This is a genomic window from Streptomyces sp. NPDC101152, assembly GCF_044768275.1.
Taxonomy (GTDB): domain Bacteria; phylum Actinomycetota; class Actinomycetes; order Streptomycetales; family Streptomycetaceae; genus Streptomyces.
Map to the genome: position 1 here is coordinate 38,116 of NZ_JBIWPO010000012.1, position 25,792 is coordinate 63,907.

At 69.6% G+C, this 25,792-nt stretch carries 26 protein-coding genes and 1 riboswitch; of the genes, 18 read left to right on the plus strand and 8 right to left on the minus strand.

Translation table 11 applies throughout. The features are described from left to right. Positions 1–28: 28 nt before the first annotated feature. Positions 29–700, minus strand: a complete 672-nt coding sequence (locus ACIRVK_RS18130) for a DUF3043 domain-containing protein (RefSeq protein ID WP_404248058.1) — start codon at positions 698–700, stop codon at positions 29–31. 191 nt (positions 701–891) lie between these two features. Here ACIRVK_RS18130 and ACIRVK_RS18135 point away from each other — a divergent pair, with 191 nt between their 5' ends. The 4 genes from ACIRVK_RS18135 to ACIRVK_RS18150 all read left to right on the plus strand — a co-directional run bounded on the left by ACIRVK_RS18135 (position 892) and on the right by ACIRVK_RS18150 (position 3,976). Continuing rightward, positions 892–1,683 carry a PspA/IM30 family protein gene (locus ACIRVK_RS18135; protein ID WP_404248060.1) on the plus strand — a complete coding sequence of 264 codons (792 nt, stop codon included), beginning with the start codon at positions 892–894 and terminating at the stop codon, positions 1,681–1,683. Positions 1,684–1,714: 31 nt separating this feature from the next. Then, a complete protein-coding gene (locus ACIRVK_RS18140; protein ID WP_404248357.1) occupies positions 1,715–1,993 on the plus strand; it encodes a hypothetical protein in 279 nt (92 codons plus the stop codon). Between the two features lie 82 nt (positions 1,994–2,075). Beyond that, entirely contained in the window at positions 2,076–3,296 is a 1,221-nt protein-coding gene (locus tag ACIRVK_RS18145; protein ID WP_404248062.1) for a sensor histidine kinase, read from the plus strand. Continuing rightward, positions 3,293–3,976, plus strand: coding sequence for a response regulator (locus ACIRVK_RS18150; RefSeq protein ID WP_404248064.1), 684 nt, complete (start codon positions 3,293–3,295; stop codon positions 3,974–3,976). Before ACIRVK_RS18145 ends, ACIRVK_RS18150 begins: the two co-directional genes overlap by 4 nt. Before the next feature lie 4 nt (positions 3,977–3,980). Here ACIRVK_RS18150 and nadA read toward each other — a convergent pair whose 3' ends face one another. Beyond that, positions 3,981–5,165 (minus strand): quinolinate synthase NadA, encoded by a 1,185-nt coding sequence (nadA, locus tag ACIRVK_RS18155; RefSeq protein WP_404248066.1) that lies wholly within the window; start codon positions 5,163–5,165, stop codon positions 3,981–3,983. 242 nt (positions 5,166–5,407) lie between these two features. Between nadA and ACIRVK_RS18160 the strand changes: the two genes are divergently transcribed. Continuing rightward, positions 5,408–5,764 (plus strand): iron-sulfur cluster assembly accessory protein, encoded by a 357-nt coding sequence (locus tag ACIRVK_RS18160; RefSeq protein WP_030582488.1) that lies wholly within the window; start codon positions 5,408–5,410, stop codon positions 5,762–5,764. A gap of 84 nt (positions 5,765–5,848) precedes the next feature. Here the strand turns inward: ACIRVK_RS18160 and ACIRVK_RS18165 are convergent, their stop codons facing one another. Both ACIRVK_RS18165 and ACIRVK_RS18170 read right to left on the minus strand, forming a co-directional pair. Next, positions 5,849–7,642, minus strand: coding sequence for a hypothetical protein (locus ACIRVK_RS18165; RefSeq protein ID WP_404248068.1), 1,794 nt, complete (start codon positions 7,640–7,642; stop codon positions 5,849–5,851). 188 nt (positions 7,643–7,830) lie between these two features. Beyond that, positions 7,831–8,040, minus strand: coding sequence for a hypothetical protein (locus ACIRVK_RS18170; RefSeq protein ID WP_404248070.1), 210 nt, complete (start codon positions 8,038–8,040; stop codon positions 7,831–7,833). A gap of 133 nt (positions 8,041–8,173) precedes the next feature. On the opposite strand from ACIRVK_RS18170, the gene ACIRVK_RS18175 reads away from it, so the two are divergent. Beyond that, positions 8,174–9,148 (plus strand): carbohydrate kinase family protein, encoded by a 975-nt coding sequence (locus ACIRVK_RS18175; RefSeq protein ID WP_404248072.1) that lies wholly within the window; start codon positions 8,174–8,176, stop codon positions 9,146–9,148. Between the two features lie 3 nt (positions 9,149–9,151). On the opposite strand, the gene ACIRVK_RS18180 is transcribed toward ACIRVK_RS18175, so the two are convergent. After that, entirely contained in the window at positions 9,152–10,528 is a 1,377-nt protein-coding gene (locus ACIRVK_RS18180) for a cysteine desulfurase/sulfurtransferase TusA family protein (RefSeq protein ID WP_404248074.1), read from the minus strand. Positions 10,529–10,814: 286 nt separating this feature from the next. Between ACIRVK_RS18180 and coxB the strand changes: the two genes are divergently transcribed. The 4 genes from coxB to ACIRVK_RS18200 all read left to right on the plus strand — a co-directional run bounded on the left by coxB (position 10,815) and on the right by ACIRVK_RS18200 (position 15,294). Next, positions 10,815–11,777, plus strand: a complete 963-nt coding sequence (gene coxB, locus ACIRVK_RS18185) for a cytochrome c oxidase subunit II (protein ID WP_404248076.1) — start codon at positions 10,815–10,817, stop codon at positions 11,775–11,777. After that, entirely contained in the window at positions 11,774–13,510 is a 1,737-nt protein-coding gene (ctaD, locus tag ACIRVK_RS18190; RefSeq protein WP_404248078.1) for a cytochrome c oxidase subunit I, read from the plus strand. Before coxB ends, ctaD begins: the two co-directional genes overlap by 4 nt. Continuing rightward, entirely contained in the window at positions 13,507–13,905 is a 399-nt protein-coding gene (locus tag ACIRVK_RS18195) for a cytochrome c oxidase subunit 4 (RefSeq protein ID WP_404248080.1), read from the plus strand. The genes ctaD and ACIRVK_RS18195 overlap by 4 nt, the downstream gene beginning before the upstream one ends. Positions 13,906–14,037: 132 nt before the next feature. Then, positions 14,038–15,294, plus strand: a complete 1,257-nt coding sequence (locus tag ACIRVK_RS18200) for an Ig-like domain-containing protein (RefSeq protein WP_404248082.1) — start codon at positions 14,038–14,040, stop codon at positions 15,292–15,294. Positions 15,295–15,327: 33 nt separating this feature from the next. Here ACIRVK_RS18200 and ACIRVK_RS18205 read toward each other — a convergent pair whose 3' ends face one another. Next, positions 15,328–15,732 (minus strand): hypothetical protein, encoded by a 405-nt coding sequence (locus ACIRVK_RS18205; protein WP_404248084.1) that lies wholly within the window; start codon positions 15,730–15,732, stop codon positions 15,328–15,330. 145 nt (positions 15,733–15,877) lie between these two features. Here ACIRVK_RS18205 and ACIRVK_RS18210 point away from each other — a divergent pair, with 145 nt between their 5' ends. From ACIRVK_RS18210 to ACIRVK_RS18235, 6 genes are all read left to right on the plus strand, one after another. Further along, positions 15,878–16,498: a heme-copper oxidase subunit III gene (locus tag ACIRVK_RS18210; RefSeq protein WP_404248086.1), complete on the plus strand. Its 621-nt coding sequence runs from the start codon at positions 15,878–15,880 to the stop codon at positions 16,496–16,498. Between the two features lie 80 nt (positions 16,499–16,578). Next, on the plus strand, positions 16,579–17,388 hold the full coding sequence (locus tag ACIRVK_RS18215) for a c-type cytochrome (RefSeq protein WP_404248088.1): 810 nt from the start codon (positions 16,579–16,581) through the stop codon (positions 17,386–17,388). Further along, positions 17,385–18,440 (plus strand): Rieske 2Fe-2S domain-containing protein, encoded by a 1,056-nt coding sequence (locus ACIRVK_RS18220; RefSeq protein ID WP_404248090.1) that lies wholly within the window; start codon positions 17,385–17,387, stop codon positions 18,438–18,440. The genes ACIRVK_RS18215 and ACIRVK_RS18220 overlap by 4 nt, the downstream gene beginning before the upstream one ends. Beyond that, the gene (locus ACIRVK_RS18225) at positions 18,437–20,071 is read left to right on the plus strand and encodes a cytochrome bc complex cytochrome b subunit (RefSeq protein ID WP_404248092.1); all 1,635 of its coding nucleotides are present in this window, start codon (positions 18,437–18,439) and stop codon (positions 20,069–20,071) included. Before ACIRVK_RS18220 ends, ACIRVK_RS18225 begins: the two co-directional genes overlap by 4 nt. 141 nt (positions 20,072–20,212) lie before the next feature. After that, positions 20,213–21,277 (plus strand): anthranilate phosphoribosyltransferase, encoded by a 1,065-nt coding sequence (gene trpD, locus ACIRVK_RS18230; RefSeq protein ID WP_404248094.1) that lies wholly within the window; start codon positions 20,213–20,215, stop codon positions 21,275–21,277. A 75-nt stretch (positions 21,278–21,352) separates the two neighbouring features. Further along, positions 21,353–21,469, plus strand: a riboswitch (SAM riboswitch). Positions 21,470–21,610: 141 nt separating this feature from the next. Beyond that, the gene (locus tag ACIRVK_RS18235; protein WP_404248096.1) at positions 21,611–22,972 is read left to right on the plus strand and encodes an aminotransferase class V-fold PLP-dependent enzyme; all 1,362 of its coding nucleotides are present in this window, start codon (positions 21,611–21,613) and stop codon (positions 22,970–22,972) included. A gap of 16 nt (positions 22,973–22,988) precedes the next feature. Here ACIRVK_RS18235 and ACIRVK_RS18240 read toward each other — a convergent pair whose 3' ends face one another. Both ACIRVK_RS18240 and ACIRVK_RS18245 read right to left on the minus strand, forming a co-directional pair. Beyond that, positions 22,989–23,270 (minus strand): Lrp/AsnC family transcriptional regulator, encoded by a 282-nt coding sequence (locus ACIRVK_RS18240; protein WP_404248098.1) that lies wholly within the window; start codon positions 23,268–23,270, stop codon positions 22,989–22,991. Next, a complete protein-coding gene (locus tag ACIRVK_RS18245; protein ID WP_404248100.1) occupies positions 23,267–24,001 on the minus strand; it encodes a rhomboid family intramembrane serine protease in 735 nt (244 codons plus the stop codon). The genes ACIRVK_RS18240 and ACIRVK_RS18245 overlap by 4 nt, the downstream gene beginning before the upstream one ends. Before the next feature lie 166 nt (positions 24,002–24,167). Here ACIRVK_RS18245 and ACIRVK_RS18250 point away from each other — a divergent pair, with 166 nt between their 5' ends. Next, a complete protein-coding gene (locus ACIRVK_RS18250; RefSeq protein ID WP_055541554.1) occupies positions 24,168–24,407 on the plus strand; it encodes a hypothetical protein in 240 nt (79 codons plus the stop codon). Between the two features lie 36 nt (positions 24,408–24,443). Continuing rightward, positions 24,444–25,787 (plus strand): NYN domain-containing protein, encoded by a 1,344-nt coding sequence (locus ACIRVK_RS18255; RefSeq protein ID WP_404248102.1) that lies wholly within the window; start codon positions 24,444–24,446, stop codon positions 25,785–25,787. The last annotated feature ends 5 nt before the right edge of the window (positions 25,788–25,792 follow it).

Sequence of the window (25,792 nt, forward strand, 5' to 3'; positions counted from 1 at the left end):
GCCGCGCCCCCGGTGAACGACGTGGTGCTCAGGGCCGCTCTCCGCGCTTGACCTGCGGCTTCGGCAGCCGGAGCCGGCGCATCTGGAGGGAGCGCATCAGCGCGTAGGCCACGGCGCCCTTGCGGCTCTGGTCGGGGAAGCGCGCAGCGAGCGCCTTGCGCAGCCGGACGGCGCTGATGACCGCGTCGACCACGATGAACACGATCACCACGAGCCACAGCAGCAGCGCGATGTTCTGCAGCGCGGGCACCCGTACGACGCTCAGCACCAGGATGATCACGGCCATCGGCAGGAAGAACTCGGCGACGTTGAAGCGCGCGTCGATCCAGTCGCGGGCGAACCTGCGCACCGGGCCCTTGTCACGGGCGGGCAGGTACCTCTCGTCACCACCTGCCAGCGCCTGGCGCTGCCGCTCCAGGGCGGCACGGCGCTCCTCACGCTGGCGCTTGGAGGCGTCCTTGCGGGTCAGCGTCGTGTCGGCGACGCTGCGGCGCTGGGACTGGGCCTCACTGCGCTTGGGCGTGGGGCGGCCCTTGGGGGCCTGCGGGTCACGGGGCTGCTTGGAGTCGGTCAGCGGCGCCTTCTCGGCGCCGGCCTTCTCTTCCTTGGCACGGCTACGGAACACAAAACCCAAGGGTACGGGGTGCCCGGGGTTGGACCCCAGCCCCGCGGGGAACGATCCGGCAACACCAGTCGTCATGTAAGGGACAGAGGGGGCGGTTTCCCCAGGGGGACACCTACTCCCTACGCCGGAGCGGCGGCCGGAGCAGTCGTCCTTGGGGATGAGCGCATCCGTCCCGGAACAGTGCGTCAATGGATGCAGGGCCCGTACTGTGGGTTCTGTCGCAGAGCTGGAGCTGGAAGTCCGTCAGAAGGGGGCGCGCGAAGCCCATGAGCGGTGTCATGAAGCGTATGGGGATGATCTTCCGCGCGAAGGCGAACAAGGCCCTTGACCGGGCCGAGGACCCGCGCGAGACCCTCGATTACTCGTACCAGAAACAGCTGGAGCTGCTTCAGAAGGTGCGCCGCGGGGTCGCCGACGTGGCGACCAGCCGCAAGCGTCTGGAACTGCAGCTCAACCAGCTCCAGTCCCAGTCCACCAAGCTGGAGGACCAGGGCCGCAAGGCGCTGGCGCTCGGCCGTGAGGACCTCGCCCGCGAGGCGCTCTCCCGCCGTGCCGCGCTCCAGCAGCAGGTCACCGACCTCGAGACGCAGCACGCGACCCTGCAGGGCGAGGAGGAGAAACTCACCCTCGCGGCCCAGCGCCTGCAGGCCAAGGTGGACGCCTTCCGTACGAAGAAGGAGACCATCAAGGCCACCTACACCGCCGCCCAGGCCCAGACCAGGATCGGCGAGGCCTTCTCCGGCATCTCGGAGGAGATGGGCGACGTCGGGCTGGCGATCCAGCGCGCGGAGGACAAGACCGCCCAGCTGCAGGCCCGCGCCGGCGCCATCGACGAGCTGCTCGCCTCGGGCGCCCTCGACGACCCGTCCGGGTTGCACAAGGACGAGATCCAGGCCGAGCTGGACCGGATCTCCGGCGGCTCGGACGTGGAGCTGGAGCTGCAGCGCATGAAGGCGGAGCTGGCCGGCGGCTCGCCCCAGCAGGCGATCGAGGGCGGCACAGGGCAGGCTCAGTCCCAGCAGCAGCCACAGGACACCCCACGCTTCGACAAGCAGTAGGGGTCACCCCGAGGAGGCCGACATGAGCGACATGATCGTGCGGATCATGGGGGAGGGACAGGTGAGGCTGGCCGACAGCCACCTCGCCGAACTCAACAAGCTGGACGACGACCTCCTCAAGGAGATGGAGAACGGCGACGGCCCCGGCTTCCGCCGCACCCTGGCGGCCCTCCTGGCCAAGGTCCGGGAAGTGGGCACGCCCCTGCCCGACGACTCCCTGGAACCCTCCGAACTGATCCTCCCCTCCGCGGACGCGACCCTGGAGGAGGTCCGCGACCTCCTGAGCGACGACGGGCTCATCCCGGGGTAGTAGCAGCTACCTGTTCCCGGGCGGCGTCACGGTACGGCCACCAGGCATTCCGGCCTGGGCGGCCGCCCCTTACTGTTCAAGCGTGAGCACCACCCTCGAACGCACCCGTTGCCGCCTCAGGGCGCACCCCCTCGCGCTGGACGCGACCCTGGCGGCGGGCGTGCTCGTCTGTATGGTGGCCGGCTCCTTCGTCGACCCGCACGGGAAGAACGGCGTCAGCTGGGGACTGCGCACACCCGACCCGCTCGCCCTGCTGCTGATGGCCCTCGGCGCCCTCGCCCTGGTCTTCCGCCGCCGCGTCCCACGGACGGTCCTCGCCCTCACCGGCGCGGTCTCCCTGGTCGAGTGCGTCGTCGGCGACCCGCGGGCCCCGGTCGCCATGTCCGCCGTCGTCGCCCTGTTCACCGTCGCCGTCAGCACCGACCGCGCCACCACCTGGCGCCTGGGCCTGCTGACGATGACCGTGCTCACCGGCGCCTCGATGCTCTTCGGCCCGCTGCCCTGGTACGCCCAGGAGAACCTCGCCATCTTCGCCTGGACCGGCATCGGCGCGACCGCGGGGGACGCCGTCCGCAGCCGTAAGGCCGCCGTCCAGGCCATCCGGGAGCGCGCCGAGCGGGCGGAACGCACCCGTGAGGAGGAGGCCCGCCGCCGCGTCGCCGAGGAGCGGCTGCGCATCGCCCGGGACCTGCACGACGTCGTCGCCCACCACATCGCCCTGGTCAACGTGCAGGCCGGCGTGGCCGCTCACGTCATGGACAAGCGGCCCGACCAGGCCAAGGAGGCCCTCGCCCACGTCCGCGAGGCCAGCCGCTCCGCGCTCAACGAGCTGCGCGCCACCGTCGGCCTGCTGCGCCAGTCCGGCGACCCCGAGGCCCCCACCGAGCCCGCGCCCGGCCTCGACCGCCTCGACGAACTCGTCGGCACCTTCCGCAGCGCCGGCCTGCACGTCGAGGTCGCCCGCGCCGACCAGGACACGACGCTGCCCGCCGCCGTCGACCTCGCCGCCTACCGCGTCATCCAGGAAGCCCTCACCAACGTCCAGAAGCACGCCGGTACCCGGGCGAAGGCCGAGGTCAGCGTCGTGCGGGTCGGCCCGAACATCGAGATCACCGTGCTCGACGACGGGGCCGGCGAGGACCAGGACCCCGAGCACGGCGGCGGCCACGGCCTGCTCGGCATGCGCGAGCGGGTCAGTGCGCTGCGCGGCACCCTCACCACCGGCCCCCGCTACGGCGGCGGCTTCCGCGTCCATGCGATCCTGCCGGTCAAGACCCGTACGGCCACCGGGGGAAGCGCATGACGATCCGTGTCCTGCTCGCCGACGACCAGGCGCTGCTGCGCAGTGCCTTCCGGGTGCTCGTCGACTCCGAGCCCGACATGGAGGTGATCGGCGAGGCGTCCGACGGCGCGGAGGCGGTACGGCTGGCCAAGGAGCAGCGGGCCGACGTCGTGCTGATGGACATCCGCATGCCGGGCACCGACGGCCTCGCCGCCACCCGCATGATCAGCGCCGATCCCGCCCTCGCCCACGTCCGCATCGTCATCCTCACCACCTTCGAGGTCGACGACTACGTGGTGCGGTCCCTGCGGGCCGGCGCCTCCGGCTTCCTCGGCAAGGGCAGCGAACCCGAGGAACTGCTCGCCGCCATCCGCGTCGCGGCCGGCGGCGAGGCACTCCTCTCGCCGACCGCCACCAAGGGCCTGATCGCGCGCTTCCTCGCCCAGGGCGACGCCTCGGACGACGACCGCGACCCCGCCCGCGCCGAACGCCTCGACGCGCTGACCGTCCGCGAGCGCGAGGTCCTCGTCCAGGTGGCCGGCGGCCATTCCAACGACGAGATCGCCGAACGCCTCGAGGTCAGCCCGCTCACCGTGAAGACGCACGTCAACCGCGCCATGGCCAAGCTGGGCGCGCGCGACCGCGCCCAGCTGGTGGTGATCGCCTACGAGTCCGGACTCGTACGCCCGCGATCGGACTGAATCCTTACGGCAGCGCCAGCATCCGCTCCAGCGCCAGCTTCGCGAACGCCTCCGTCTCCTTGTCGACCTCGATGCGGTTGACCAGGTTGCCCTCGGCCAGCGACTCCAGGGTCCAGACCAGGTGCGGGAGGTCGATGCGGTTCATGGTCGAGCAGAAGCAGACCGTCCGGTCCAGGAAGACGATCTCCTTGCCCTCCGGGGCGAAACGGTTCGCGAGCCGTCGTACGAGGTTGAGCTCGGTGCCGATGGCCCACTTGGAGCCGGCCGGCGCCGCCTTGAGCGCCTTGATGATGTACTCCGTCGAGCCCACGTAGTCCGCCGCAGCGACGACCTCGTGCCGGCACTCGGGGTGGACCAGGACGTTGACGCCCGGTACGCGCTCGCGCACGTCGTTGACGGAGTCCAGCGAGAAGCGGCCGTGCACCGAGCAGTGCCCCCGCCACAGGATCATCTTCGCGGCCCGCAGCTCGTCCGCCGTCAGCCCGCCGTTCGGCTTGTGCGGGTTGTAGACGACGCAGTCCTCGAGGGACATGCCCATGTCGCGGACGGCGGTGTTGCGGCCCAGGTGCTGGTCGGGCAGGAACAGCACCTTCTCACCCTGCTGGAAGGCCCATTCCAGGGCCCGCTGGGCGTTCGAGGACGTGCAGATCGTGCCGCCGTGCTTGCCTGTGAACGCCTTGATGTCCGCGGAGGAGTTCATGTACGACACCGGGACGACCTGCTCGGCCACCCCGGCCTCGGTCAGCACGTCCCAGCACTCGGCGACCTGCTCGGCCGTGGCCATGTCGGCCATGGAGCAGCCGGCGGCGAGGTCGGGAAGGACCACCTTCTGGTCGTCCGAGGTCAGGATGTCGGCCGACTCCGCCATGAAGTGCACACCGCAGAACACGATGTACTCGGCCTCCGGGCGCGCGGCCGCGTCCCGGGCCAGCTTGAAGGAGTCGCCCGTGACGTCGGCGAACTGGATGACCTCGTCGCGCTGGTAGTGGTGGCCGAGCACGAACACCTTGTCGCCGAGTTTCTCCTTGGCCGCGCGGGCCCGCTCGACCAGGTCCGGGTCGGACGGCGAGGGCAGGTCTCCGGGACACTCGACACCGCGCTCGCTCTTCGGGTCGGCCTCCCGGCCGAGGAGCAGCAGGGCGAGCGGAGTCGGCTGTACGTCGAGCTCCGGGGTCTGGGCGGTGGTCACGGCACGCACCCTTTCTACTTTTCGTCGTTCTGACATTATCTATCATAACCCGGTTCACGTCACTTTGACGATGGTCATAACGTCGATGTGACATGAATCCCCATGAGCCGTTTTCCGCTCGGCATCCCGTGTGCGAGCATGAAGAAGACGCCGAAAGACAGGCGCCGGCCCGGAATGAATCCGCGGCCTTGCCGGTTGGACCAGTCGGCAAGCAGTCTCCGTACAACCCGGGAGAGATGTAGATGTCCGTATCGGACGAGACCAGCACCGTCACCGACGGCATCATCCTGTCCGACGCCGCTGCGGCGAAGGTCAAGGCCCTGCTCGACCAGGAAGGCCGTGACGACCTGGCCCTGCGCGTCGCCGTTCAGCCCGGCGGCTGCTCCGGCCTGCGCTACCAGCTCTTCTTCGACGAGCGTTCGCTCGACGGTGACGTGGTGAAGGACTTCGGCGGCGTCAAGGTCGTCACCGACCGCATGAGTGCCCCGTACCTGGGCGGCGCGTCCATCGACTTCGTCGACACCATCGAGAAGCAGGGCTTCACGATCGACAACCCGAACGCGACGGGCTCCTGCGCCTGCGGTGACTCCTTCAGCTGAGCCTCCGAGCTGCTGAACAGCTGAACACGCCGAAGGCGGCGGCCCCTTCCGAGAGGGTCACCGCCTTTGCGCTCTCTTGTGCCGCTACCGCACGCCCGCCGACGTGCCGGGCAGCAGCGCCCCCGGCTTCACCTGCGGGATCTGCCTGCCGTCCGAGCCCACGACCGTGCGGTCACCGAGCGGCTGCGCCAACTGAACGGTCTTCGACAGCTCCTTGGCGATCATGATGCAGACCTTGCCCTTCCAGGGCGTCTCGGTCACCGTGACGGTCACCTTGTCGGAGCTCTCGCTCGCCTTGGCGGCGTAGTCGCCGCACACCCCACCCGTGAACGTCACGGTCAGCTCCCTGCCGTCGGCCCGGTAGCCGTCGACCTTGATGTCCCGGGTGGCGGGCGCGCCCGTCCCCGGCGGGGTCGGCGTGGCCGACGGCGAGCTGGGGACCAGGTACTTCGGGTCGATCGCCGGGTACGTGACCGTGAAGGTGTCGGCCGCCCTTCGTACCTCAAACAGCCAGGACGGCACCAGCGCCGGGCGGCCGCCCACGCTGTGCGAGGCCAGCCCGAACACCGCCTTCTCGACGGGGAGCGCCTGCGCCGCCGACGTCGGCGAGGCAGCCGAGGTCCCCTGCCCGCACGGGGCCTCCAGACGGTCCTTCAGCGGCTCAGGAGTGGCACAGCCACCGATACCCATCCGGTGATCGGCCCCCGGCGACGCGTTGAGCAGGTCGAGCGTCTTCTTCGCGCCCAGCACCGGGTACGTGTCCCCCTTGACCGGGGCGCTCAACTGCCCGCTGCCGCCGATCACCTGCCCCTGCGCGCCGACGGTCAGCCCGATCGTCCAGCCGTACGTCGGCAGCCCGCCGACCACCGGATCGGCGTTGACCACCCGCTGGGCGCCCATGACCTGGCTCGCGTCCACCTTCGCGTCGTCCTGACCCACCGCCTTGAGCACCGGCGCCGCGGCCTTCTTCGCCGCGGCCTCGGTCACCGGGTCGAACGCCGGGTCGGCGGGATCCTTGGTGCAGACGGTGACCTTGTGGCAGTCGTCGGTCCCGGCCGCGTACCGGTGGAACGTCCAGTTGCCGGGCGCCTGCCGGTTCACCACGAGGCTCGGCCCCGAGCCGTCCCCGCTCGCTCCGACCTGCCAGGCCTCACCCCGGGCCACCGGCGTCCCGGTCAGCCCCAGCGCCTTCGCCAGCCGGGCCACCTGCTCCTCGGTGACCCCGCCGGTCACCCGGAACACGGGCGCCGAGCCCGGCCCGTCCGGCAGGCTGCCGTCGGCGGCGTACTTCATGCCGTACGGGTTCGGCTCACCGGGCGCGATCCCTTTCGAACCGCCCGAGCCGGAACCGTAGTCGTCGAGTGCGAGGGGCGGGGGGGTGCCGCCGTCCCCGGACGCCCCGGGAGCCGTACCGCCGGACCCACCGGAGGCCGACGTCGCGAGGTAGGCCCCGCCCCCGCCGACGAGGAAGACGGCGGCGGCCACGGAGGCGATGAGCAGGGGGGAACGCCGACGGCGCGGGTGGGGGGCGTCACCGGACTCATGGGGGCCGGGAACCTCCGCGGCCTCCTCGGCACGGGGGCTCTCGGCGTCCTGCGCGTCGGTGTCGGCCTCAGCCGCAGCGCCCTCTTCAACGGCGGTTTCCGCTTCGGCGGACGTACCCTCCGCGTCACCGTCACCGTCACCGTCACTGTCGCCGTCGGCGGCCGGAACCTCCGGGTCGCCCGAGGCCCTACCCGTCTCCTGCACGTCCTCGGGAGCGCCCCCGTCGGTCTCCGCACCGGGGGGAGTCTCGGCGCCCGGGGCGTTCCGCTCCTCCCCGTCGCCCCGCTCCTCGGCGGAGCCGGCGGTGTCGTTGTCGGGTCGCTCGGTGTTCACCGCATCGCTCCTTCGGCTGTGCACTGTCCCTGCGACCCTGACCCGGCCCTGTCAAAACGGCCGGCGGGAGGGTCGTATCGCGTATCCCCTTCACGGGGGACGGCGATGGGACGCACCGGGGGAGCGCACGGTTCCCTGAAACGCGCCGATCGGGACTACGGACGCCGTTTGGGCCGCCGCCCCCCTGGTCAGTCGCCGTAGTCCGACATCGCGTCCAGCAGGCGGGCCGACCTCGACGGCACCGTCACCCCGTGGATGAGGGAGGGGGAAACGGGACGGGAGTCGGTCCGGTCGGGCGCGGCCCAGTGGGGTGCCATCCGGGCGCAGTCGCCCCACAGCGACGCGAGGTCGCCTTCGAGGTCGACCGGCGCCGGGGAGTGGACCTTGAGGTTCGTCATAACGGAACGGTATGCACGCACCGGCCTGTGAAGAAAGATCTACTATCAGGTAGTTTTGGCGGCTTCAGCGCTCCGGTACGACCCGGTAGCGTGAACCGTCAACCCAGTTTCTCCCTACAGGAGAGTCCACGCCGTGCGCATCGCAGTCACCGGATCCATCGCCACCGACCACCTGATGACCTTCCCCGGCCGCTTCGCCGACCAGCTCGTCGCGGACCACCTGCACACGGTCTCGCTCTCCTTCCTGGTCGACAACCTCGACGTACGCCGCGGCGGGGTCGGCGCCAACATCGCCTTCGGCATGGGTCAGCTCGGCACGAACCCCATCCTCGTCGGCGCGGCGGGCTTCGACTTCGACGAGTACCGCGCCTGGCTGGAGCGGCATGGCGTCGACACCGAGTCGGTCCGCATCTCGGAGACCCTGCACACCGCGCGCTTCGTGTGCACCACCGACTCCGACCACAACCAGATCGGCTCCTTCTACACGGGCGCGATGAGCGAGGCCCGCCAGATCGAGCTCAAGACCGTCGCGGACCGCGTCGGCGGCCTCGACCTGGTGCTGATCGGCGCCGACGACCCGGAGGCGATGCTTCGCCACACCGAGGAGTGCCGCTCGCGGTCCATCCCCTTCGCCGCCGACTTCTCCCAGCAGATCGCCCGGATGAACGGCGACGAGATCCGGATACTGCTGGAGGGCGCCACGTACCTGTTCTCCAACGAGTACGAGAAGGGGCTCATCGAGTCCAAGACCGGCTGGAGCGACGCCGAGATCCTCACCAAGGTCGGCCACCGGGTGACCACGCTGGGCTCGCGGGGCGTGCGGATCGATCGGGTCGGCGAGGACCCGATCGAGGTCGGCTGCCCGGACGAGGAGCGCAAGGCCGACCCGACCGGTGTGGGCGACGCGTTCCGCGCCGGGTTCCTGTCGGGCCTCGCCTGGGGCGTCTCCCTGGAGCGCGCGGCCCAGATCGGCTGCATGCTGGCGACCCTGGTCATCGAGACGGTCGGCACCCAGGAGTACCAGCTGCGCCGCGGCCACTTCATGGACCGCTTCACCAAGGCGTACGGCGACGAGGCCACCTCCGAGGTCCAGAAGCACCTGGCGTAACGGCTACGCGACCCGGCGGACCACGTAGGCCGAGCCCTGGTCCGCCGGCTCCTCGCCGACGTACTCCTGCCCCCGCATCGCGCACCACGCCGGGATGTCCAGGCGGGCCGCCTCGTCGTCGGCCAGCACCCGCACCGTGCCGCCCACCGGTACGTCCCCGATGACCTTGGCCAGCTCGATGACGGGCAGCGGGCACAGCTTGCCCAGGGCGTCCACGACCAGGGCGTCCTCCTGGCGCGCTGTCCTGGGCACCGGCGCCCCCAGCTTCTCCCGCACCCCGCGCACCGCTCCCGGCAGCACCTCCAGGAACCGCTCCACATCGGCCTCGGCCGTCCCCATCGGCAACGAAACCCGCACATTCCCCTCACTCAGCACCCCCATCGCCTTCAGCACATGGCTGGGCGTCAGCGTGCTGCTCGTGCAGGACGATCCGGACGAGACGGAGAACTCCTCCCGGTCCAGCTCGTGCAGCAGTGTCTCCCCGTCGACATAGAGACACGAGAAGGTGACGATCCCGGGCAGCCGCTGCTCCGGATCGCCCACGACCTCCACGTCCGGCACCAGTTCCGGCACCCGGGCACGGATCCGCGCCGTCAGCTCCCGCAGCCGTACCCCCTCTTGCGCCGCCTCGGCCCGCACGGCCCGCAGGGACGCGGCCGCCGCCACGATCGCCGGGATGTTCTCGAACCCGGCAGCCCGCCCCGACTCCCGCTCGTCGGCGGGCCCCCGCACCGCGAACCGCACCCCCTTCCGCACCACGAGCACCCCCACCCCGGCGGGCCCACCCCACTTGTGCGCACTGGCGGTCAGCAGCGACCAGTCCCCACCGACCGTCCCCCACCCCAAGGACTGCGCCGCATCCACCAACAACGGCACCTCCACCGCCCGGCAGGCTTCCGCCACCGCCTCCACAGGCTGCACGGTCCCCACCTCATGGTTGGCCGACTGCAGACAGGCAAGCGCGGTGTCCGTCCGGAGTGCGGCGGCGAAGACCGAGGGGTCCACGGCCCCTTGCCGGCCCACGGGTACCTCGCTCACCTCCCCACCGCCGGCCGCGAACACCTCGGCCGAATGGAGTACCGAGGAATGTTCGACGGCCGACACGATCAGGTGACGACCCACCCGACGCCGCCCGGCCACCGCACCCGCGATCCCGGTGTGCACGGCCTGCGTCCCGGACGAGGTGAACACCAGTTCGTCGACCCGACACCCCACAGCCTCGGCAACAGCCTCCCGAGCGGCATCCAACAGCAACCGAGCCCTCCGCCCCTCCCGGTAAAGACGCGCAGGATCAGCCCACCCTTCGTCCAACGAGGCCAACAGCGCCTGACGAGCGACGGGATGGAGAGGAGCGGAGGATGCAGCGTCGAAATAGGACATACGCAAACGCTATGACGTCCCTCGCGGCAGCGGACCCAAGGGGCGCGGGGCGGTGACATTGGCGGCTCCGCCGAGGGGCGCGACCAGCCACAAACAACCCGCAGCCGCCAAACCAGCGAACCCACCTCCACACTAGGCCCCCCTCCCCGCGAACCCTCGGAGAGCGTCGGCTAGGGTTTGGTCCGCATAAACATCCAAACCCCTGCCCGACGCAGGGCGGCGACCGACCAGATGAGAAGGCAGGCCGCAGCCGACCGCGCGGGCGAGACTCTCGGGAAGGCGCTACGTGAGTCCCAACGGCTCCGACCGCTCGCCGCGGCGCCCGATGCGGCGGAAGCTGCTGCAGGCAATGACCGCGGGCCTGGTCCTGGCGACCGCCACCGGTTGCACATACAAGGACTTCCCCCGCCTTGGTATGCCCACCCCGACCACGGAAGAGGCTCCGCGGATCCTCTCCCTGTGGCAGGGCTCCTGGGCTGCCGCGCTCGCCGTCGGCGTGCTGGTGTGGGGTCTGATCATCTGGAGTGCGATCTTCCACCGGCGCAGCCGCACCAAGATCGAGGTTCCTCCGCAGACCCGGTACAACATGCCCATCGAGGCGCTGTACACGGTGGTCCCGCTCATCATCGTCTCGGTGCTGTTCTACTTCACGGCCCGCGACGAGTCGAAGATCCTCAGTCTCACGGACAAGAAGCCCGACGTCACCATCAACGTCGTCGGCTACCAGTGGAGCTGGGGCTTCAACTACGTGACGCCGGTTCCCGGTGTGGCGGGCGACGCGAAGACCGACCAGAACCTGGCGGCCATTCCGGACCGGTTCAAGAACGATTTCCCGGCGAACGCCGGCGGTGTGTACGACGTCGGCACGCCCGCCACGCGCAACCCCCAGACCGGCAACCCGGGCCCCACGCTGTGGCTGCCCAAGGGGGAGACGGTCCGCTTCGTCCTCACCTCGCGTGACGTCATCCACTCCTTCTGGGTGGTGCCGTTCCTGATGAAGATGGACGTCATCCCGGGCCACACCAACTCCTTCCAGGTGACCCCCAACAAGGAGGGCACGTTCCTGGGCAAGTGCGCGGAACTGTGCGGCGTCGACCACTCCCGGATGCTGTTCAACGTGAAGGTCGTCTCCCCGGAGCGTTACCAGCAGCACCTCAAGGACCTCGCCAAGAAGGGGCAGACCGGTTACGTTCCCGCCGGCATCGCGCAGACGAGCCACGAGAAGAACCGGGAGACGAACAACCTGTGAGCATCCTCAACGAACCCCAGGGTGCCGCGGCAGCGGGAACGCATTACGCGGACGAGCTGCCGGTCCGGCGCAAGCAGCCCGGCAACGTCGTGATCAAGTGGCTCACCACCACTGACCACAAGACGATCGGGACGCTCTACCTCGTCACGTCGTTCGCGTTCTTCCTGATCGGCGGCGTCATGGCGCTGCTGATGCGCGCCGAACTCGCCCGGCCCGGTCTGCAGATCATGTCGAACGAGCAGTTCAACCAGGCGTTCACGATGCACGGCACGATCATGCTGCTGATGTTCGCGACGCCGCTGTTCGCCGGCTTCACGAACTGGATCATGCCGCTGCAGATCGGCGCCCCGGACGTGGCGTTCCCGCGGCTGAACATGTTCGCCTACTGGCTCTACCTGTTCGGCTCGACCATCGCGGTCGGCGGCTTCCTCACCCCGCAGGGCGCGGCCGACTTCGGCTGGTTCGCCTACAGCCCGCTGTCGGACGCGGTCCGCTCCCCGGGCGTCGGCGCCGACATGTGGATCATGGGTCTGGCCTTCTCCGGCTTCGGCACCATCCTCGGCGCGGTCAACTTCATCACCACGATCATCTGCATGCGCGCCCCCGGCATGACGATGTTCCGCATGCCGATCTTCGTGTGGAACGTGCTGCTGACCGCGGTGCTGGTCCTGCTCGCCTTCCCCGTCCTCGCCGCCGCGCTGTTCGCGCTGGAGGCGGATCGGAAATTCGGGGCACACGTCTTCGACTCGGCCAACGGCGGAGCGTTGCTGTGGCAACACCTCTTCTGGTTCTTCGGCCACCCAGAGGTGTACATCATCGCCCTGCCGTTCTTCGGCATCATCAGTGAGGTCATCCCGGTCTTCTCCCGCAAGCCGATGTTCGGCTACATGGGTCTGATCGGCGCGACCATCGCCATCGCCGGCCTCTCGGTGACGGTGTGGGCGCACCACATGTACGTCACCGGCGGTGTGCTGCTGCCGTTCTTCTCCTTCATGACGTTCCTCATCGCGGTCCCGACCGGCGTGAAGTTCTTCAACTGGATCGGCACGATGTGGAAGGGGTCGCTGAGTTTCGAGACCCCGATGCTCTGGGCGACCGGCTTCCTCGTCACGTTCACCTTCGGTGGTCTGACCGGCGTCATCCTGGCCTCGCCGCCGATGGACTTCCATGTCTCCGACTCGTACTTCGTGGTGGCGCACTTCCACTACGTCGTCTTCGGCACCGTGGTGTTCGCGATGTTCTCCGGCTTCCACTTCTGGTGGCCGAAGATGACCGGCAAGATGCTCGACGAGCGGCTCGGCAAGATCACGTTCTGGACGCTGTTCATCGGCTTCCACACGACGTTCCTGGTGCAGCACTGGCTGGGCGCCGAGGGCATGCCGCGCCGGTACGCCGACTATCTGGCGGCCGACGGCTTCACCGCGCTGAACACGGTCTCCACGATCGGCTCGTTCCTGCTCGGCCTGTCGATCCTGCCGTTCCTCTACAACGTGTGGAAGACGGCCAAGTACGGCAAGCCGGTCGGCGTCGACGACCCGTGGGGCTACGGCCGGTCGTTGGAGTGGGCGACGTCCTGCCCGCCGCCGCGGCACAACTTCCTCACCCTGCCGCGCATCCGCAGCGAATCGCCGGCGTTCGACCTGCACCACCCGGAGATCGCCGCTCTCGACCAGCTCGAGAACGCGCCTCACGGTGACAAGGCCCTCGCTGGTGGCAAGGAGGCCGGCAAGTGAAGATCCAGGGCAAGATGTTCATGTGGCTGAGCGTCTTCCTGCTCGTCATGGCGATCGTCTATGGCGTGTGGTCGAAGGAGCCGGCCGGTACCACGGCCCTCTTCCTGGCCTTCGGTCTGAGCATCATGGTCGGCTTCTACCTGGGCTTCACGGCCCGGCGGATCGACGTGGGCGCGCAGGACAACAAGGAGGCCGACGTCGCGGACGAGGCCGGCGAGGTCGGGTTCTTCAGCCCGCACAGCTGGCAGCCGCTCGCCCTCGGCATCGGTGGCGCCCTCGCCTTCCTGTCGATCGCGATCGGCTGGTGGCTGCTCTACTTCTCGGCGCCGATCATCCTGATCGGTCTCTACGGCTGGGTCTTCGAGTACTACCGCGGTGAGAACCGCACCCAGTAGCACACGCAGAGCGCTCAGGGAGCCCGGACACTCCGTCAGGAGGGTCCGGGCTCCGGCATTTGCCGCAATCGCCGTCCCTCGTACGAGTCACCCAGCGCGCCATGATTGACACCGCTCCCTAGCGTCAATCTCATGAACCACACTCCGCGCACCCGCACCGTCGTCAGCTGCACGCTGCTGGTGATCGCCCTCGGCGCGGGCGGCACCGCTTGCAGCGGCGGCGGCAACCCGCTGACCGCCAAGCCGTACGACGCGACGGACCAGCTCTCCTTCACCGGCCCGGCAGCCGAGGGCAAGAAGGCCGACCCCGACAAGCCCCTCGAGGTCACCGCCGAGGACGGCCGGATCACCGACGTCACCGCCGTGGACGCCACCGGCCGCTATCTGACGGGCGAACTCTCCGCCGACGGCTCCCGCTGGCACAGCACCTCTCCGCTGGCCGCGGACGCCCGCTATACGGTGCGCGTGAGCACCGAGGACGGCGACGGCGCGCCCGGCCGCAAGGTGCTCACCTTCGTGACCAGCAAGCCGACCACCAAGAAGCGGCTGCAGGTCAGCCTCGGCCCGGACTCGGGCATGTACGGCGTCGGCCAGCCAGTCACCGCCAAACTCGACAAGCCCGTCTCGGACCGGGCGCAGCGGGCCCTCGTCGAACGGTCCCTCAGGGTCGACTCCGTGCCCGCCGTGCAGGGCGCCTGGCACTGGGTGGACGACAAGGAACTCCACTACCGCCCCAAGGACTACTGGCCCGCCCACGCCACCGTGCAGGTCCACAGCGACCTGGACGGCGTCAAGATCGGCGACCGGCTGTGGGGCGCGAAGTCCAAGCCGCTGAAGCTGACCATCGGCGACAGCGTCATCGCCGTCACCGACGCATCGGCGCACTCGATGACCGTGTACAAGAACGGCGAGGAGATCAACCAGATCCCGGTCACCACCGGCAAGCCCGGCTTCGAGACCCGCAACGGCGTCAAGGTGGTCCTGGGCAAGGAGTACTACGTACGGATGCGCAGCAGCACCGTCGGCATCGCCGAGGGCTCCTCGGACTCGTACGACCTGCCGGTCTACTACGCGACCCGGGTCACCTGGAGCGGCGAGTACGTGCACGCCGCGCCCTGGTCGACCGGCTCGCAGGGATACGCCAACGTCAGCCACGGCTGCACCGGCATGAGCACGTCCAACGCGGAGTGGTTCTTCAACCACGTGGAGACCGGCGACGTGGTGAAGGTCGTCAACTCCCAGGGCAACACCATGGAGCCCTTCGGCAACGGCTTCGGCGACTGGAACCTGGCGTGGCAGAAGTGGCGCAGCGGCAGTGCCCTGGTGGCCGACACCCCGGACGGACCGAGCCCGTCGGAACGGGCCCGGCTGCGACCGGAAAGCCTCTAACGCCGCGGCACCAGCGCTGCGGCACCCGTACGGCTAGGCGCTCTGCTGGAGGCTCTTGCGCCGTAGCAGGGACGCGAGGGCCGCGGCGAACTCCACCGGGTCCACAGGGAGCGTCACAGCGGCGTCCGCGCGGCTCCACGTGGCGAGCCACGCGTCCTGGGGACGGCCGATCAGCAGTAGCACCGGCGGGCAGTCGAAGACCTCGTCCTTGATCTGCCGGCACATGCCCATGCCGCCCATGGGCACGGCCTCGCCGTCCAGGACGCAGACGTCGATGCCGCCCTTGCCCAGCTCCGTGAGGACGGCGGCCGGCGTCGCGCACTCCACGAACTCGACGACGGGGACGTCCGGCGCCGGCCTGCGCCCGGTCGCCAACCGGACCTGTTCGCGGGTGGTGGAGTCGTCGCTGTAGACCAGCACCGTGGCGGTCGGCTGCATTGTTCCTCCGAGACGTCTTCGTCGTACGGAAAGGCCCGTTGCGGCGGATGTTACTCCGTTCAACACCACGTCAACCACGGTACGAACGGGAGCAACACTCCGAACGGCACCCCCCGGAGTGAGGGCGGGATAAGCGACCGACATAATGTCGGTCGTGGCGACAGCAACGACAGTAGATACCGGGCACGCGCACCCGTCGGTCAACCGGCCGAACCTCACCAGCGTCGGAACCATCATCTGGCTGAGTTCCGAGCTGATGTTCTTCGCGGCCCTCTTCGCGATGTACTTCACCCTGCGATCGGTGACCGGTCCGGCTCACTGGAAGGAGATGGCGAGTCATCTCAACCTTCCGTTCTCCGCGACCAACACCACGATCCTGGTGCTCTCCTCCCTGACCTGCCAGCTCGGCGTCTTCGCCGCCGAGCGCGGGGACGTGAAGAAGCTCCGGGGCTGGTTCATCGTCACGTTCGTGATGGGTGCGATCTTCATCGGCGGTCAGATCTACGAGTACACGGAGCTGGTGAAGAAGGACGGGCTCTCCCTGTCCTCCGACCCGTACGGCTCGGTGTTCTACCTGACCACCGGCTTCCACGGCATGCACGTGACAGGCGGCCTCATCGCCTTCCTGTTCGTCCTCGGCCGCACCTACGCGGCCAAGAGGTTCACGCACGAACAGGCGACCGCGGCCATCGTCGTGTCCTACTACTGGCACTTCGTCGATGTCGTGTGGATCGGCCTCTTCGCCACGATCTACCTGATCAAGTAGCCGGGCCCCGTCCCGCGTGCGCCCGCACGGCGCACATCCCACAAGCATCGACGCAGAAGATCCTGACACCGGGGTAATCCGTGAAAAAGCTCTCCGCACGACGACGCCATCCCATGGCGGCGCTCGTCGTCCTACTCCTCGCGCTGGCATGCACCGGGGGGCTGTACGCCACGCTCGCGCCCGCGAGCCAGGCGAAGGCCGACGACACCGCCCAGTCCCTCGCCATCGACGAGGGCAAGAAGCTCTACTCCGTGGGCTGCGCAACGTGCCACGGAACCGGTGGGCAGGGGTCCTCCAACGGTCCGAGTCTCGTCGGCGTGGGCGCCGCAGCCGTCGACTTCCAGGTCGGCACCGGCCGTATGCCGGCCCAGCAGCCGGGCGCGCAGATCCCGCGCAAGAAGGTCATCTACACGCAGGCCGAGATCGACCAGCTCGCGGCGTACATCGCCTCGCTGGGCGCCGGCCCGTCCATTCCGACCTCGGCGCAGTACGGCCCCGACGGTGCCGACATCGCCAAGGGCGGCGAGCTGTTCCGCACCAACTGCGCGCAGTGCCACAACTTCACCGGCAAGGGCGGTGCGCTGACGCACGGCAAGTACGCGCCGAGCCTCGAGGGCGTCGACCCGAAGCACATCTACGAGGCCATGCAGACCGGCCCGCAGAACATGCCGTCGTTCCCCGACACCACGCTGTCGGAGCAGAACAAGAAGGACATCATCGCGTACCTGCACGCGGTCAACGGAGACAACACCGTGAGCAACGGCGGCCTTGAGCTGGGCGGACTCGGCCCGGTCTCCGAAGGCCTGTTCGCCTGGATCTTCGGACTCGGCGCGCTGATCGCGGTCGCCGTCTGGGTCGCCGCTCGGACCGCAAAGGCCAAGAAGTCATGAGTAGCCACGACATTCCAGAAGAGAACCTGCCTGCAGAGCAGGGCGCGCACGGCGCGGTAAGCGTCGCGGACGACAAGGACCCCTTCGCGGATCCCGGTCTTCCCCCGCACGAGCACCGGATCCAGGACATCGACGAGCGGGCCGCCAAACGGTCCGAGCGTGTGGTGGCCATGCTGTTCACGGTGTCCATGCTGGCGACGGTCGGCTTCATCGCCTCCTACGTGGCGATCCCGCACGACAAGGCGATCTTCGTCTTCCCGATCGGTCACATCAACGCGCTGAACTTCGCGCTCGGCCTCACCCTGGGCCTCGCGCTGTTCTCCATCGGCGCAGGTGCGGTCCACTGGGCCCGCACCCTGATGTCCGACGTGGAGATCGCCGACGAGCGGCACCCGATCGAGGCCTCGCCCGAGGTCAAGGCCAAGGTCATGGCCGACTTCCGGGACGGCGCCAGGGAGTCCGCGCTCGGCCGCCGCAAGCTGATCCGCAACACCATGTTCGGCGCGCTGGCCCTGTTCCCGCTCTCCGGCGTCATGCTGCTGCGCGACCTCGGCCCGCTGCCGGGGACCAAGCTCCGCCACACGCTGTGGTCCAAGGGCAAGCTGCTCGTCAACATGAACACCAACCAGCCGCTGCGTCCCTCCGACGTCGCGGTCGGCTCGCTCACCTTCGCCAAGCCCGAGGGCCTGGAGGAGAAGGACGAGAACTTCCAGACCGAGATCGCCAAGGCCGCCCTGATGATCGTCCGGCTCCAGCCGGACAACATCAAGGACAAGCGCGAACTCGAGTGGTCGCACGAGGGCATCGTGGCGTACTCGAAGATCTGCACCCACGTCGGTTGCCCGATCTCCCTGTACGAGCAGCAGACGCACCACGTGCTGTGCCCCTGCCACCAGTCCACCTTCGACCTCTCCGACGGTGCCCGGGTGATCTTCGGCCCCGCCGGTCACGCCCTGCCGCAGCTGCGCATCGGCGTGAACGACCAGGGCTACCTCGAGGCGCTCGGCGACTTCGAAGAGCCCGTCGGTCCTGCATTCTGGGAGCGCGGATGAGCACCAACACCACCACCGGGGCCCGGCGCGGCAAAGCGCCAGCCGGCGAGCGCGTCGCCGACTGGGCCGACGGCCGGCTGGGGATCTACTCCCTGGCCAAGACCAACATGCGCAAGATCTTCCCCGACCACTGGTCGTTCATGTTGGGCGAAGTGTGCATGTACAGCTTCATCATCCTCATCCTCACGGGTGTGTACCTGACGCTGTTCTTCCACCCGTCGATGAACGAGGTGGTCTACCACGGCAGCTATGTCCCGCTGCAGGGACAGATGATGTCCGAGGCGTTCAACTCGACCCTGCACATCTCCTTCGAGGTGCGCGGTGGTCTGCTCATCCGGCAGATCCACCACTGGGCCGCGCTGATCTTCCTCGCCGGCATGTTCGTGCACATGATGCGCGTGTTCTTCACCGGCGCGTTCCGCAAGCCGCGTGAGGTCAACTGGGTCTTCGGCTTCCTGCTGCTCGTCCTGGGCATGTTCACCGGCTTCACCGGTTACTCGCTCCCGGACGACCTGCTCTCCGGCACCGGTGTCCGCTTCATGGAGGGCGCGATCCTGTCCGTGCCGATCGTCGGCACGTACCTGTCGATGTTCCTCTTCGGCGGCGAGTTCCCGGGCGGCGACTTCGTGGCCCGCTTCTACTCGATCCACATCCTGCTGCTGCCGGGCATCATGCTCGGTCTGATGGTCGGCCACCTGATCCTGGTCTTCTACCACAAGCACACGCAGTTCGCGGGCCCCGGAAAGACGAACAACAACGTCGTCGGCATGCCGCTGCTGCCGGTGTACATGGCGAAGGCCGGCGGCTTCTTCTTCCTGGTCTTCGGTGTCATCACGGCGATCGCCGCGATCGCCTCGATCAACCCGATCTGGGCCATGGGCCCCTACCGTCCGGACCAGGTGTCCACCGGCGCCCAGCCCGACTGGTACATGGGCTTCTCCGAGGGCCTGATCCGCGCCATGCCGGGCTGGGAGATCAACCTGTGGGGCCACACGCTCGTCCTGGGCGTGTTCATCCCGCTGGTGATCTTCCCGCTGGTCCTGGTCACGATCGCGGTCTACCCGTTCATCGAGTCCTGGGTCACCGGCGACAAGCGCGAGCACCACATCCTGGACCGTCCGCGCAACGCCCCGACGCGTACCGCGTTCGGTGCCGCGTGGATCTCCTGGTACTTCGTGCTGATGGTCGGCGGCGGCAACGACCTGTGGGCCACGCACTTCCACCTGTCGCTCAACGCGGTCACCTGGTTCGTGCGCATCGGCTTCTTCGTCGTGCCGGTCCTCGTCTTCGTCGCCACCAAGCGGATCTGCCTCGGCCTGCAGCGCCGGGACCGGGACAAGGTGCTGCACGGCCGTGAGTCCGGCATCATCAAGCGCCTGCCGCACGGTGAGTTCATCGAGGTCCACGAGCCGCTCAGTCAGGAGGCGCTGCACACCCTCACGGCGCACGAGCAGTACCGCCCGCACGAGATCGGCCCGACGGTCGACGAGAACGGCGTCGAGCGCAAGGTCAAGGGCTCCGAGAAGCTGCGCGCCAAGCTCAGCGAGGCGTACTACGGCGAGGAGTCCCAGATCCCGAAGCCGACCGTCGAGGAGTACAAGGAGATCACGAGCGGCCACGGCCACCACTGATCACTGCTTGTCGCCGCGCCCGCCACAGCGCGCCAGAAGGGCCCCGTCCGGTGTTCGGACGGGGCCCTTCGGCATGCCCTGAGCTGGATAGGGTGGCCCCACACTCGTTTTTCCCGACCTACGACGACCAGGAGCGGCCGTATGAGCGCTGTGACCCCCGCTGGAGGCGACACCGCGGCGGGCCGTTCCTGGCCCGAGGTACTGAACGCCCTGCTGTACGGCCGCGACCAGAGCGCCGACGCGACGGCCTGGGCGATGGACCAGATCATGCGCGGCGAGGCGACGGACGCGCAGATCGCCGGGTTCGTGGTGGCACTGCGGGCCAAGGGCGAGACGGTCGAGGAGATCAACGGCCTCGTGCGCACGATGTACGAGCACGCCAACGTGATCGAGGTGCCCGGCCGGACGGTGGACATCGTCGGCACCGGTGGCGACGGCGCCAAGACCGTCAACATCTCGACCATGTCGGCGATCGTCGTCGCGGGCACCGGCGCCACGGTCGTCAAGCACGGCAACCGTGCCGCTTCCTCCGCCTCCGGTGCCTCGGACGTGCTGGGCAAGCTGGGCGTCAACCTGGAGTTGAGCCCGCAACGGGTGGCCGAGGTGGCCCAGGAGGCCGGGATCACCTTCTGCTTCGCCATCAAGTTCCATCCGGCGCTGCGTCATGTGGGCGCCGCGCGCGGCCAGTTGGGCATCCGCACGGTGTTCAACATCCTCGGCCCGATGACCAACCCTGCCCGGGTGCGGGCCCAGGCCGTCGGTGTGGCCGACCCGCGCATGGCACCGGTCGTCGCCGGTGTCTTCGCGGAACGCGGCAACTCCTCCCTGGTCTTCCGCGGCGACGACGGCCTCGACGAACTGACGACGACGGCCACCTCCCACGTCTGGGTCGTCCGGGACGGCAAGGTCACCGAGGAGACCTTCGACCCCCGTGACGTCGGCCTCGACCTGGTCCCCGTGGAGGCCCTGCGCGGCGGCGACCCGTCGTTCAACGCGGAGGTCGCCCGGCGGCTGCTCGACGGCGAGATGGGCCCGGTCCGCGACGCCGTGCTGCTGAACTCGGCGGCTGCCCTGGTCGCTCTCGACCCCGGCCCCGGCACCCTGGCCGAGCAGATCCGCGTCGGCATGGCGAAGGCCGCGGAGTCGATCGACTCCGGGTCGGCCAAGCGGGTCCTGGAGCGCTGGGTGGCGGCCAGCAACAAGTAGCCGAACGGCGGTCGCGGTCCCGTATTCCGGACAGGAGTTGCGGGACCGCGATCACGTCACGTACGTTCCTTCCCAGGTCATGAGTGACAGTCATGAGGCCCCGGCCGACTGTCCGGCAACCCTCCGTCCGTGGCGGGGTGCCCCGGGTGAAGACCAGGCCGTAGGCAGCGAGGTCCACGGCAAGCGCGGATCCCTCACACGCCAGGGATCCTGGTCATCGAGGGAGTCCTCCGTGAGCAAGCGAATGCGATAGGGCCGCCGAGCCCCGCCTCCGCGCACCCCTTTCCTCTCTCTTCCCGCATGCCCGCGCATGCCTTCTCACGGGAGTTCCCCATGTCTGTCTCCACCGCTGCCTCCGCCCAGGCTGTTTGTGCCCCGCTGCCCGTTCTGGGCCGGGATGTCACCGTCCCGCTCGTGACGGGCGGCGAAGTCACCTACGCGGCGCTCGACTACGCGGCCAGCGCCCCCGCCCTGCAGCGTGTCTGGGACGACGTGGCCGCCTACGCCCCGTACTACGGCAGCGTCCACCGCGGCGCCGGCTACCTCTCGCAGCTCTCCACCGACCTGTTCGAGAACGCCCGGAAGACGGTGGCCGAGTTCCTCGACTGCCGTGCCGACGACCAGCTGGTGTTCACCCGGTCGACCACCGACTCCCTCAACCTCCTCGCCCGCGCCCTCCCCGCCGACTGCCAGGTCTTCGTCTTCGAGACCGAGCACCACGCCGGCCTGCTGCCCTGGAAGGACACCCGGGTCAGCTACCTCAACGCCCCGCGCACCCCGCAGCAGGCCGTCGAGACGCTGGAGAAGGCCCTCGCCGCCCGCGACCCGTACGGCCCGGCCCTGGTCTGCGTCACCGGCGCCTCCAACGTCACCGGCGAGCTGTGGCCGGTGCGCGAGCTGGCCGCCGCCGCCCACGCGCACGGCGCCCGCATCGTCCTGGACGCCGCCCAGCTGGCTCCGCACCACCCGGTGAGCGTCCGTGACCTCGACGTCGACTGGGTCGCCTTCTCCGGCCACAAGCTGTACGCCCCCTTCGGCTCCGGCGTCCTGGCCGGCCGCGCCGACTGGCTGCGGGCAGCCGACCCCTACCTCGCGGGCGGCGGCGCCAGCCGCAAGGTCACCCGGCGCGAGGACGGGGGAGTGGACGTGGAGTGGCAGGACAGCGCGGCCCGGCACGAGGCGGGCTCCCCGAACGTCATCGGCGCCTACTCCATCGCCTCGGCCTGCAAGGCGCTGACGGAGGCCGGCTTCGACACGCTGGTCGCCCGTGAGCAGCACCTGATCGAGAAGGTCCGCGCGGGCCTGGCGGCGGTGCCGCAGGTGAAGGTGCTGTCCCTCTTCGGTGACGACGCCCCCCGGGTCGGCGTGATCTCCTTCGTCGTCGAGGGCTGGAACAGCTCCCACTTCGCCGCCGCCCTGTCCGCCGAGTACGGCATCGGCGTGCGCGACGGCCTCTTCTGCGCGCACCCCCTCGTCCGCACCCTGCTCGGCAGCGACCCGCAGACCCAGGGCGAGTGCGGCGCCCCGGAGGCCGCGCCCGGCGAGAAGTCCCTGAACGCGATCCGGGTCAGCTTCGGCGCCGGCACCCCGGACGAGCACGTCGAGCGCTTCGTGACCGCCGTCGGGGAACTGGTGACGGAGGGCGCGAAGTGGCAGTACCGCACCGAGGACGGCCGCTGCGTGCCGGCGGTCTGACCTGAGGTACGTCGCCTCAGCTGTCCAGGCCGATCGAGAACGCCGCTTCCAGGTCGTGCTGGGAGTAGGTGCGGAAGGCGACGTGGGTGTCGGTGGCCTCGACGCCGGGGATCTTGCTGATCGAACCCGGGATGACCTCGGCGAGGTCTTCGTGCTGCTTGACGCGGACCATGGCGATCAGGTCGTAGGTGCCGGTGACGGAGAAGACCTCGCTGACGGAGTCCAGCGCGGCGATCCGTTCCGCGATCTCGGGGATCCGGTCCACGCTGGTCTTGATGAGGACGATCGCGGTGATCACGGCTGGTTCTCTCCCTCATGGGCCGGAGCTGGGGCGGCCCTCACTCTAGTCGTACGGCGGAAACGGGCCCACGCGAAGAGGAAGCCCAGGCCGAAGCCCACCAGGTGGGCCAGGTAGGCCACCCCGGGCCCCTGGGCCGCCCGGCCCGCCGCCAGCCACTGCAGGGACGCCCAGAAGGGGAGGACGACCCAGGCGGGGAAGCGCAGGGGCAGGAAGAAGAGGAACGGGAGCAGGCTTGTCACCCGGGCTCCGGGGAAGAGGTACAGGAACGCCCCCAGGACCGCGGAGATCGCCCCGGACGCGCCGACCAGGGACTGCTCGGAGGCGGCGTTGGCGGCCGCGTACCCCAGCAGGGCCAGGTAGCCGCAGCCGACGTAGAAGAGCGTGAACTGCAGGCGGCCCATGCGTTCCTCGGCCATCGCCCCGAAGACGTAGAGGAAGAGCATGTTGCCGAGCAGGTGGACCCAGCTGCCGTGCACGAAGAGGGCGGTGGCCGGGGTCAGGGCCGCCCTGGGCGACCCCGCGAACAGCTGGGCCGGGACCACACCCCACCGGTGGAAGTACGCGCGCTGGGCGGCGAGCAGCGCGTCCCCGGAGCCGTAGGCCGGGTTCAGCCCCGCCGCCGGGCCGGCCAGGAAGAGCAGGCAGCACAGGGCGATCAGCCCGTACGTCACCGGCGCCGAGGGCGTGCGGAGCACTCTGCCGAAGGTCACGTTCCAGTTGCCGATCATGAACACAGAGCATGACGTAACGGGACGCAGCCGCCCAGACCGCCTCGCCGCCGGACAGGCCCTGGGGACGCTCCAGCGGAGGGTCGCTTGCAGGCCGTAGGGTTACGGCCACACGCTCCAGGGAAACTGGCGCGTCACGGACACTAGAAGGAAGAGCACAGTCACGATGACGGTTCCCCTGCCGACCGCCACGACGCGGTGGCGCTGCACCCTCTGCGGCAACCTGACGCGTTTCGACGTGACCCGCTCGTCGAAGGTCGTCGAGTACGTCCACCTCGACCTGGCCGGAGAGCCGAAGGTGGAGGAGCGCGAGGTGGTCAGTGAGACCATCGAGTCGGTGCGCTGCCGCTGGTGCAACGCGGTGGACCAGGTGGAACTCGTGGACAGGCCGGGCGCCGGCTCCTGACCGGGAGCGGCCCCGCACAGTGATGGGGTGTGACGGATGGCGGAGACACAAGGCGGGGGGCCGGGCGACGGCGCCGCCGAGGTGCTCGACCGTCCGCTGCCCGACGGCGTGCGCAGGAGAGTCGTCCAGATCGTCTCGGACGGCTTCGGCGGGCTGACCGTCGCCGAACTGCCCGCCCAGCTGCGGCAGTACGCCCGGTTCGCCCCCAACCGGCGGGCCAAGTTCGCAGGGAACGCCATGGCGGCCGCCCTGGAGAGCGATCCGCTGTTCCGGCAGCGGATCGGGGAGAAGCTCAGAGAGGCCCAGCCGGAACTCGCCGGCGCCCTCGACTCCGGCTCGCCGCCCCCGGCCGCGGATCCGCTCGACGTGGCGGCCGCGGCCTATGTTCTGCGCCCCACAGACTGGGTCAAGCTGGTGACGGCGGCCGGCGAGGAGGCCCAGCGGGCGGACGCCGAGCGGGCCGACGAGGAGAGCCGGGCGGAGCTGGAGCGGCTGCGCGGGGAACTCGCGGCCGCCCGCGACCAGACGCGTGCGGAGACCGAGCGACTGCGCCTGGAGCTGGAGTCGGCCCGCAAGGAGGCCGAGTCGCTGCACCGCAAGCTCCGCGCCGCCCTCAGCGACGTCAAGCGCGGCGAGGCCGCCCTGCGGAAGGTGCAGGGCGAGATCGAGACCGTGCGTGCCGAGGGGCAGGCTCAGGTGTCCGCCGCGGAGAGCGAGTCCCGGCGGCTCAAGGCGCGGCTCGGGGAGGCCGAGGCGGCCCTGGAGGCCACGCGCAGAGCGGCGCGGGAGGGGCGCAGTGTCGAGGACATGCGCGTCCGGCTGCTCCTTGACACCGTTCTGGACGCGGCCCAGGGGCTGCGCCGCGAACTGGCGTTGCCGCCCCTGTCTGCACGGCCCGCCGATTCCGTGGACGCGGTCGAACCGGGACGAATGACCCCGAAGGACATCGCCGCGCGGGCGCTCTCGGAGCACGACCCGGCCATCCTGGACCAGTTGCTGGCCCTGCCCCAGGCGCACTTGGTGGTCGACGGCTACAACGTCACCAAGACCGGCTATCCCCAGATGCCCCTGGAGAAGCAGCGCCTGAGGCTCCTCGGCCAGCTCTCGCAGCTCGCCGCGCAGACGGGCGCCGAGGTGACCTGTGTCTTCGACGGGGCCGAACTGGCGGCTCCGGTGCTGCTGGCGCCCCCGCGCGGCGTGCGGGTGCTGTTCTCCAAGCCGGGAGTCACCGCCGACGAGTTGATCCGCCAACTGGTGCGCGCCGAGCCGCCCGGCCGGCCCGTCATCGTCGCCTCCACCGACCGCGAGGTGGCCGACGGGGTCGCCAAGGCGGGGGCGCGTCCGGTCGCCTCGGCGATGCTGCTGAAGCGCCTGTCCTGACCCCG

Excerpts from the sequence above, each read along its gene's own strand:
- ACIRVK_RS18130 (WP_404248058.1), bottom strand. The coding sequence starts at position 700 with ATGACGACTGGTGTTGCCGGATCGTTCCCCGCGGGGCTGGGGTCCAAC.
- ACIRVK_RS18135 (WP_404248060.1), top strand. The coding sequence starts at position 892 with ATGAGCGGTGTCATGAAGCGTATGGGGATGATCTTCCGCGCGAAGGCG.
- ACIRVK_RS18140 (WP_404248357.1), top strand. The coding sequence starts at position 1,715 with ATGATCGTGCGGATCATGGGGGAGGGACAGGTGAGGCTGGCCGACAGC.
- ACIRVK_RS18150 (WP_404248064.1), top strand. The coding sequence starts at position 3,293 with ATGACGATCCGTGTCCTGCTCGCCGACGACCAGGCGCTGCTGCGCAGT.
- ACIRVK_RS18160 (WP_030582488.1), top strand. The coding sequence starts at position 5,408 with ATGTCCGTATCGGACGAGACCAGCACCGTCACCGACGGCATCATCCTG.
- ACIRVK_RS18170 (WP_404248070.1), bottom strand. The coding sequence starts at position 8,040 with ATGACGAACCTCAAGGTCCACTCCCCGGCGCCGGTCGACCTCGAAGGC.
- ACIRVK_RS18180 (WP_404248074.1), bottom strand. The coding sequence starts at position 10,528 with ATGTCCTATTTCGACGCTGCATCCTCCGCTCCTCTCCATCCCGTCGCT.
- ACIRVK_RS18200 (WP_404248082.1), top strand. The coding sequence starts at position 14,038 with ATGAACCACACTCCGCGCACCCGCACCGTCGTCAGCTGCACGCTGCTG.
- ACIRVK_RS18205 (WP_404248084.1), bottom strand. The coding sequence starts at position 15,732 with ATGCAGCCGACCGCCACGGTGCTGGTCTACAGCGACGACTCCACCACC.
- ACIRVK_RS18210 (WP_404248086.1), top strand. The coding sequence starts at position 15,878 with ATGTCGGTCGTGGCGACAGCAACGACAGTAGATACCGGGCACGCGCAC.
- ACIRVK_RS18220 (WP_404248090.1), top strand. The coding sequence starts at position 17,385 with ATGAGTAGCCACGACATTCCAGAAGAGAACCTGCCTGCAGAGCAGGGC.
- ACIRVK_RS18225 (WP_404248092.1), top strand. The coding sequence starts at position 18,437 with ATGAGCACCAACACCACCACCGGGGCCCGGCGCGGCAAAGCGCCAGCC.
- trpD (WP_404248094.1), top strand. The coding sequence starts at position 20,213 with ATGAGCGCTGTGACCCCCGCTGGAGGCGACACCGCGGCGGGCCGTTCC.
- ACIRVK_RS18235 (WP_404248096.1), top strand. The coding sequence starts at position 21,611 with ATGTCTGTCTCCACCGCTGCCTCCGCCCAGGCTGTTTGTGCCCCGCTG.
- ACIRVK_RS18245 (WP_404248100.1), bottom strand. The coding sequence starts at position 24,001 with ATGATCGGCAACTGGAACGTGACCTTCGGCAGAGTGCTCCGCACGCCC.
- ACIRVK_RS18250 (WP_055541554.1), top strand. The coding sequence starts at position 24,168 with ATGACGGTTCCCCTGCCGACCGCCACGACGCGGTGGCGCTGCACCCTC.
- ACIRVK_RS18255 (WP_404248102.1), top strand. The coding sequence starts at position 24,444 with ATGGCGGAGACACAAGGCGGGGGGCCGGGCGACGGCGCCGCCGAGGTG.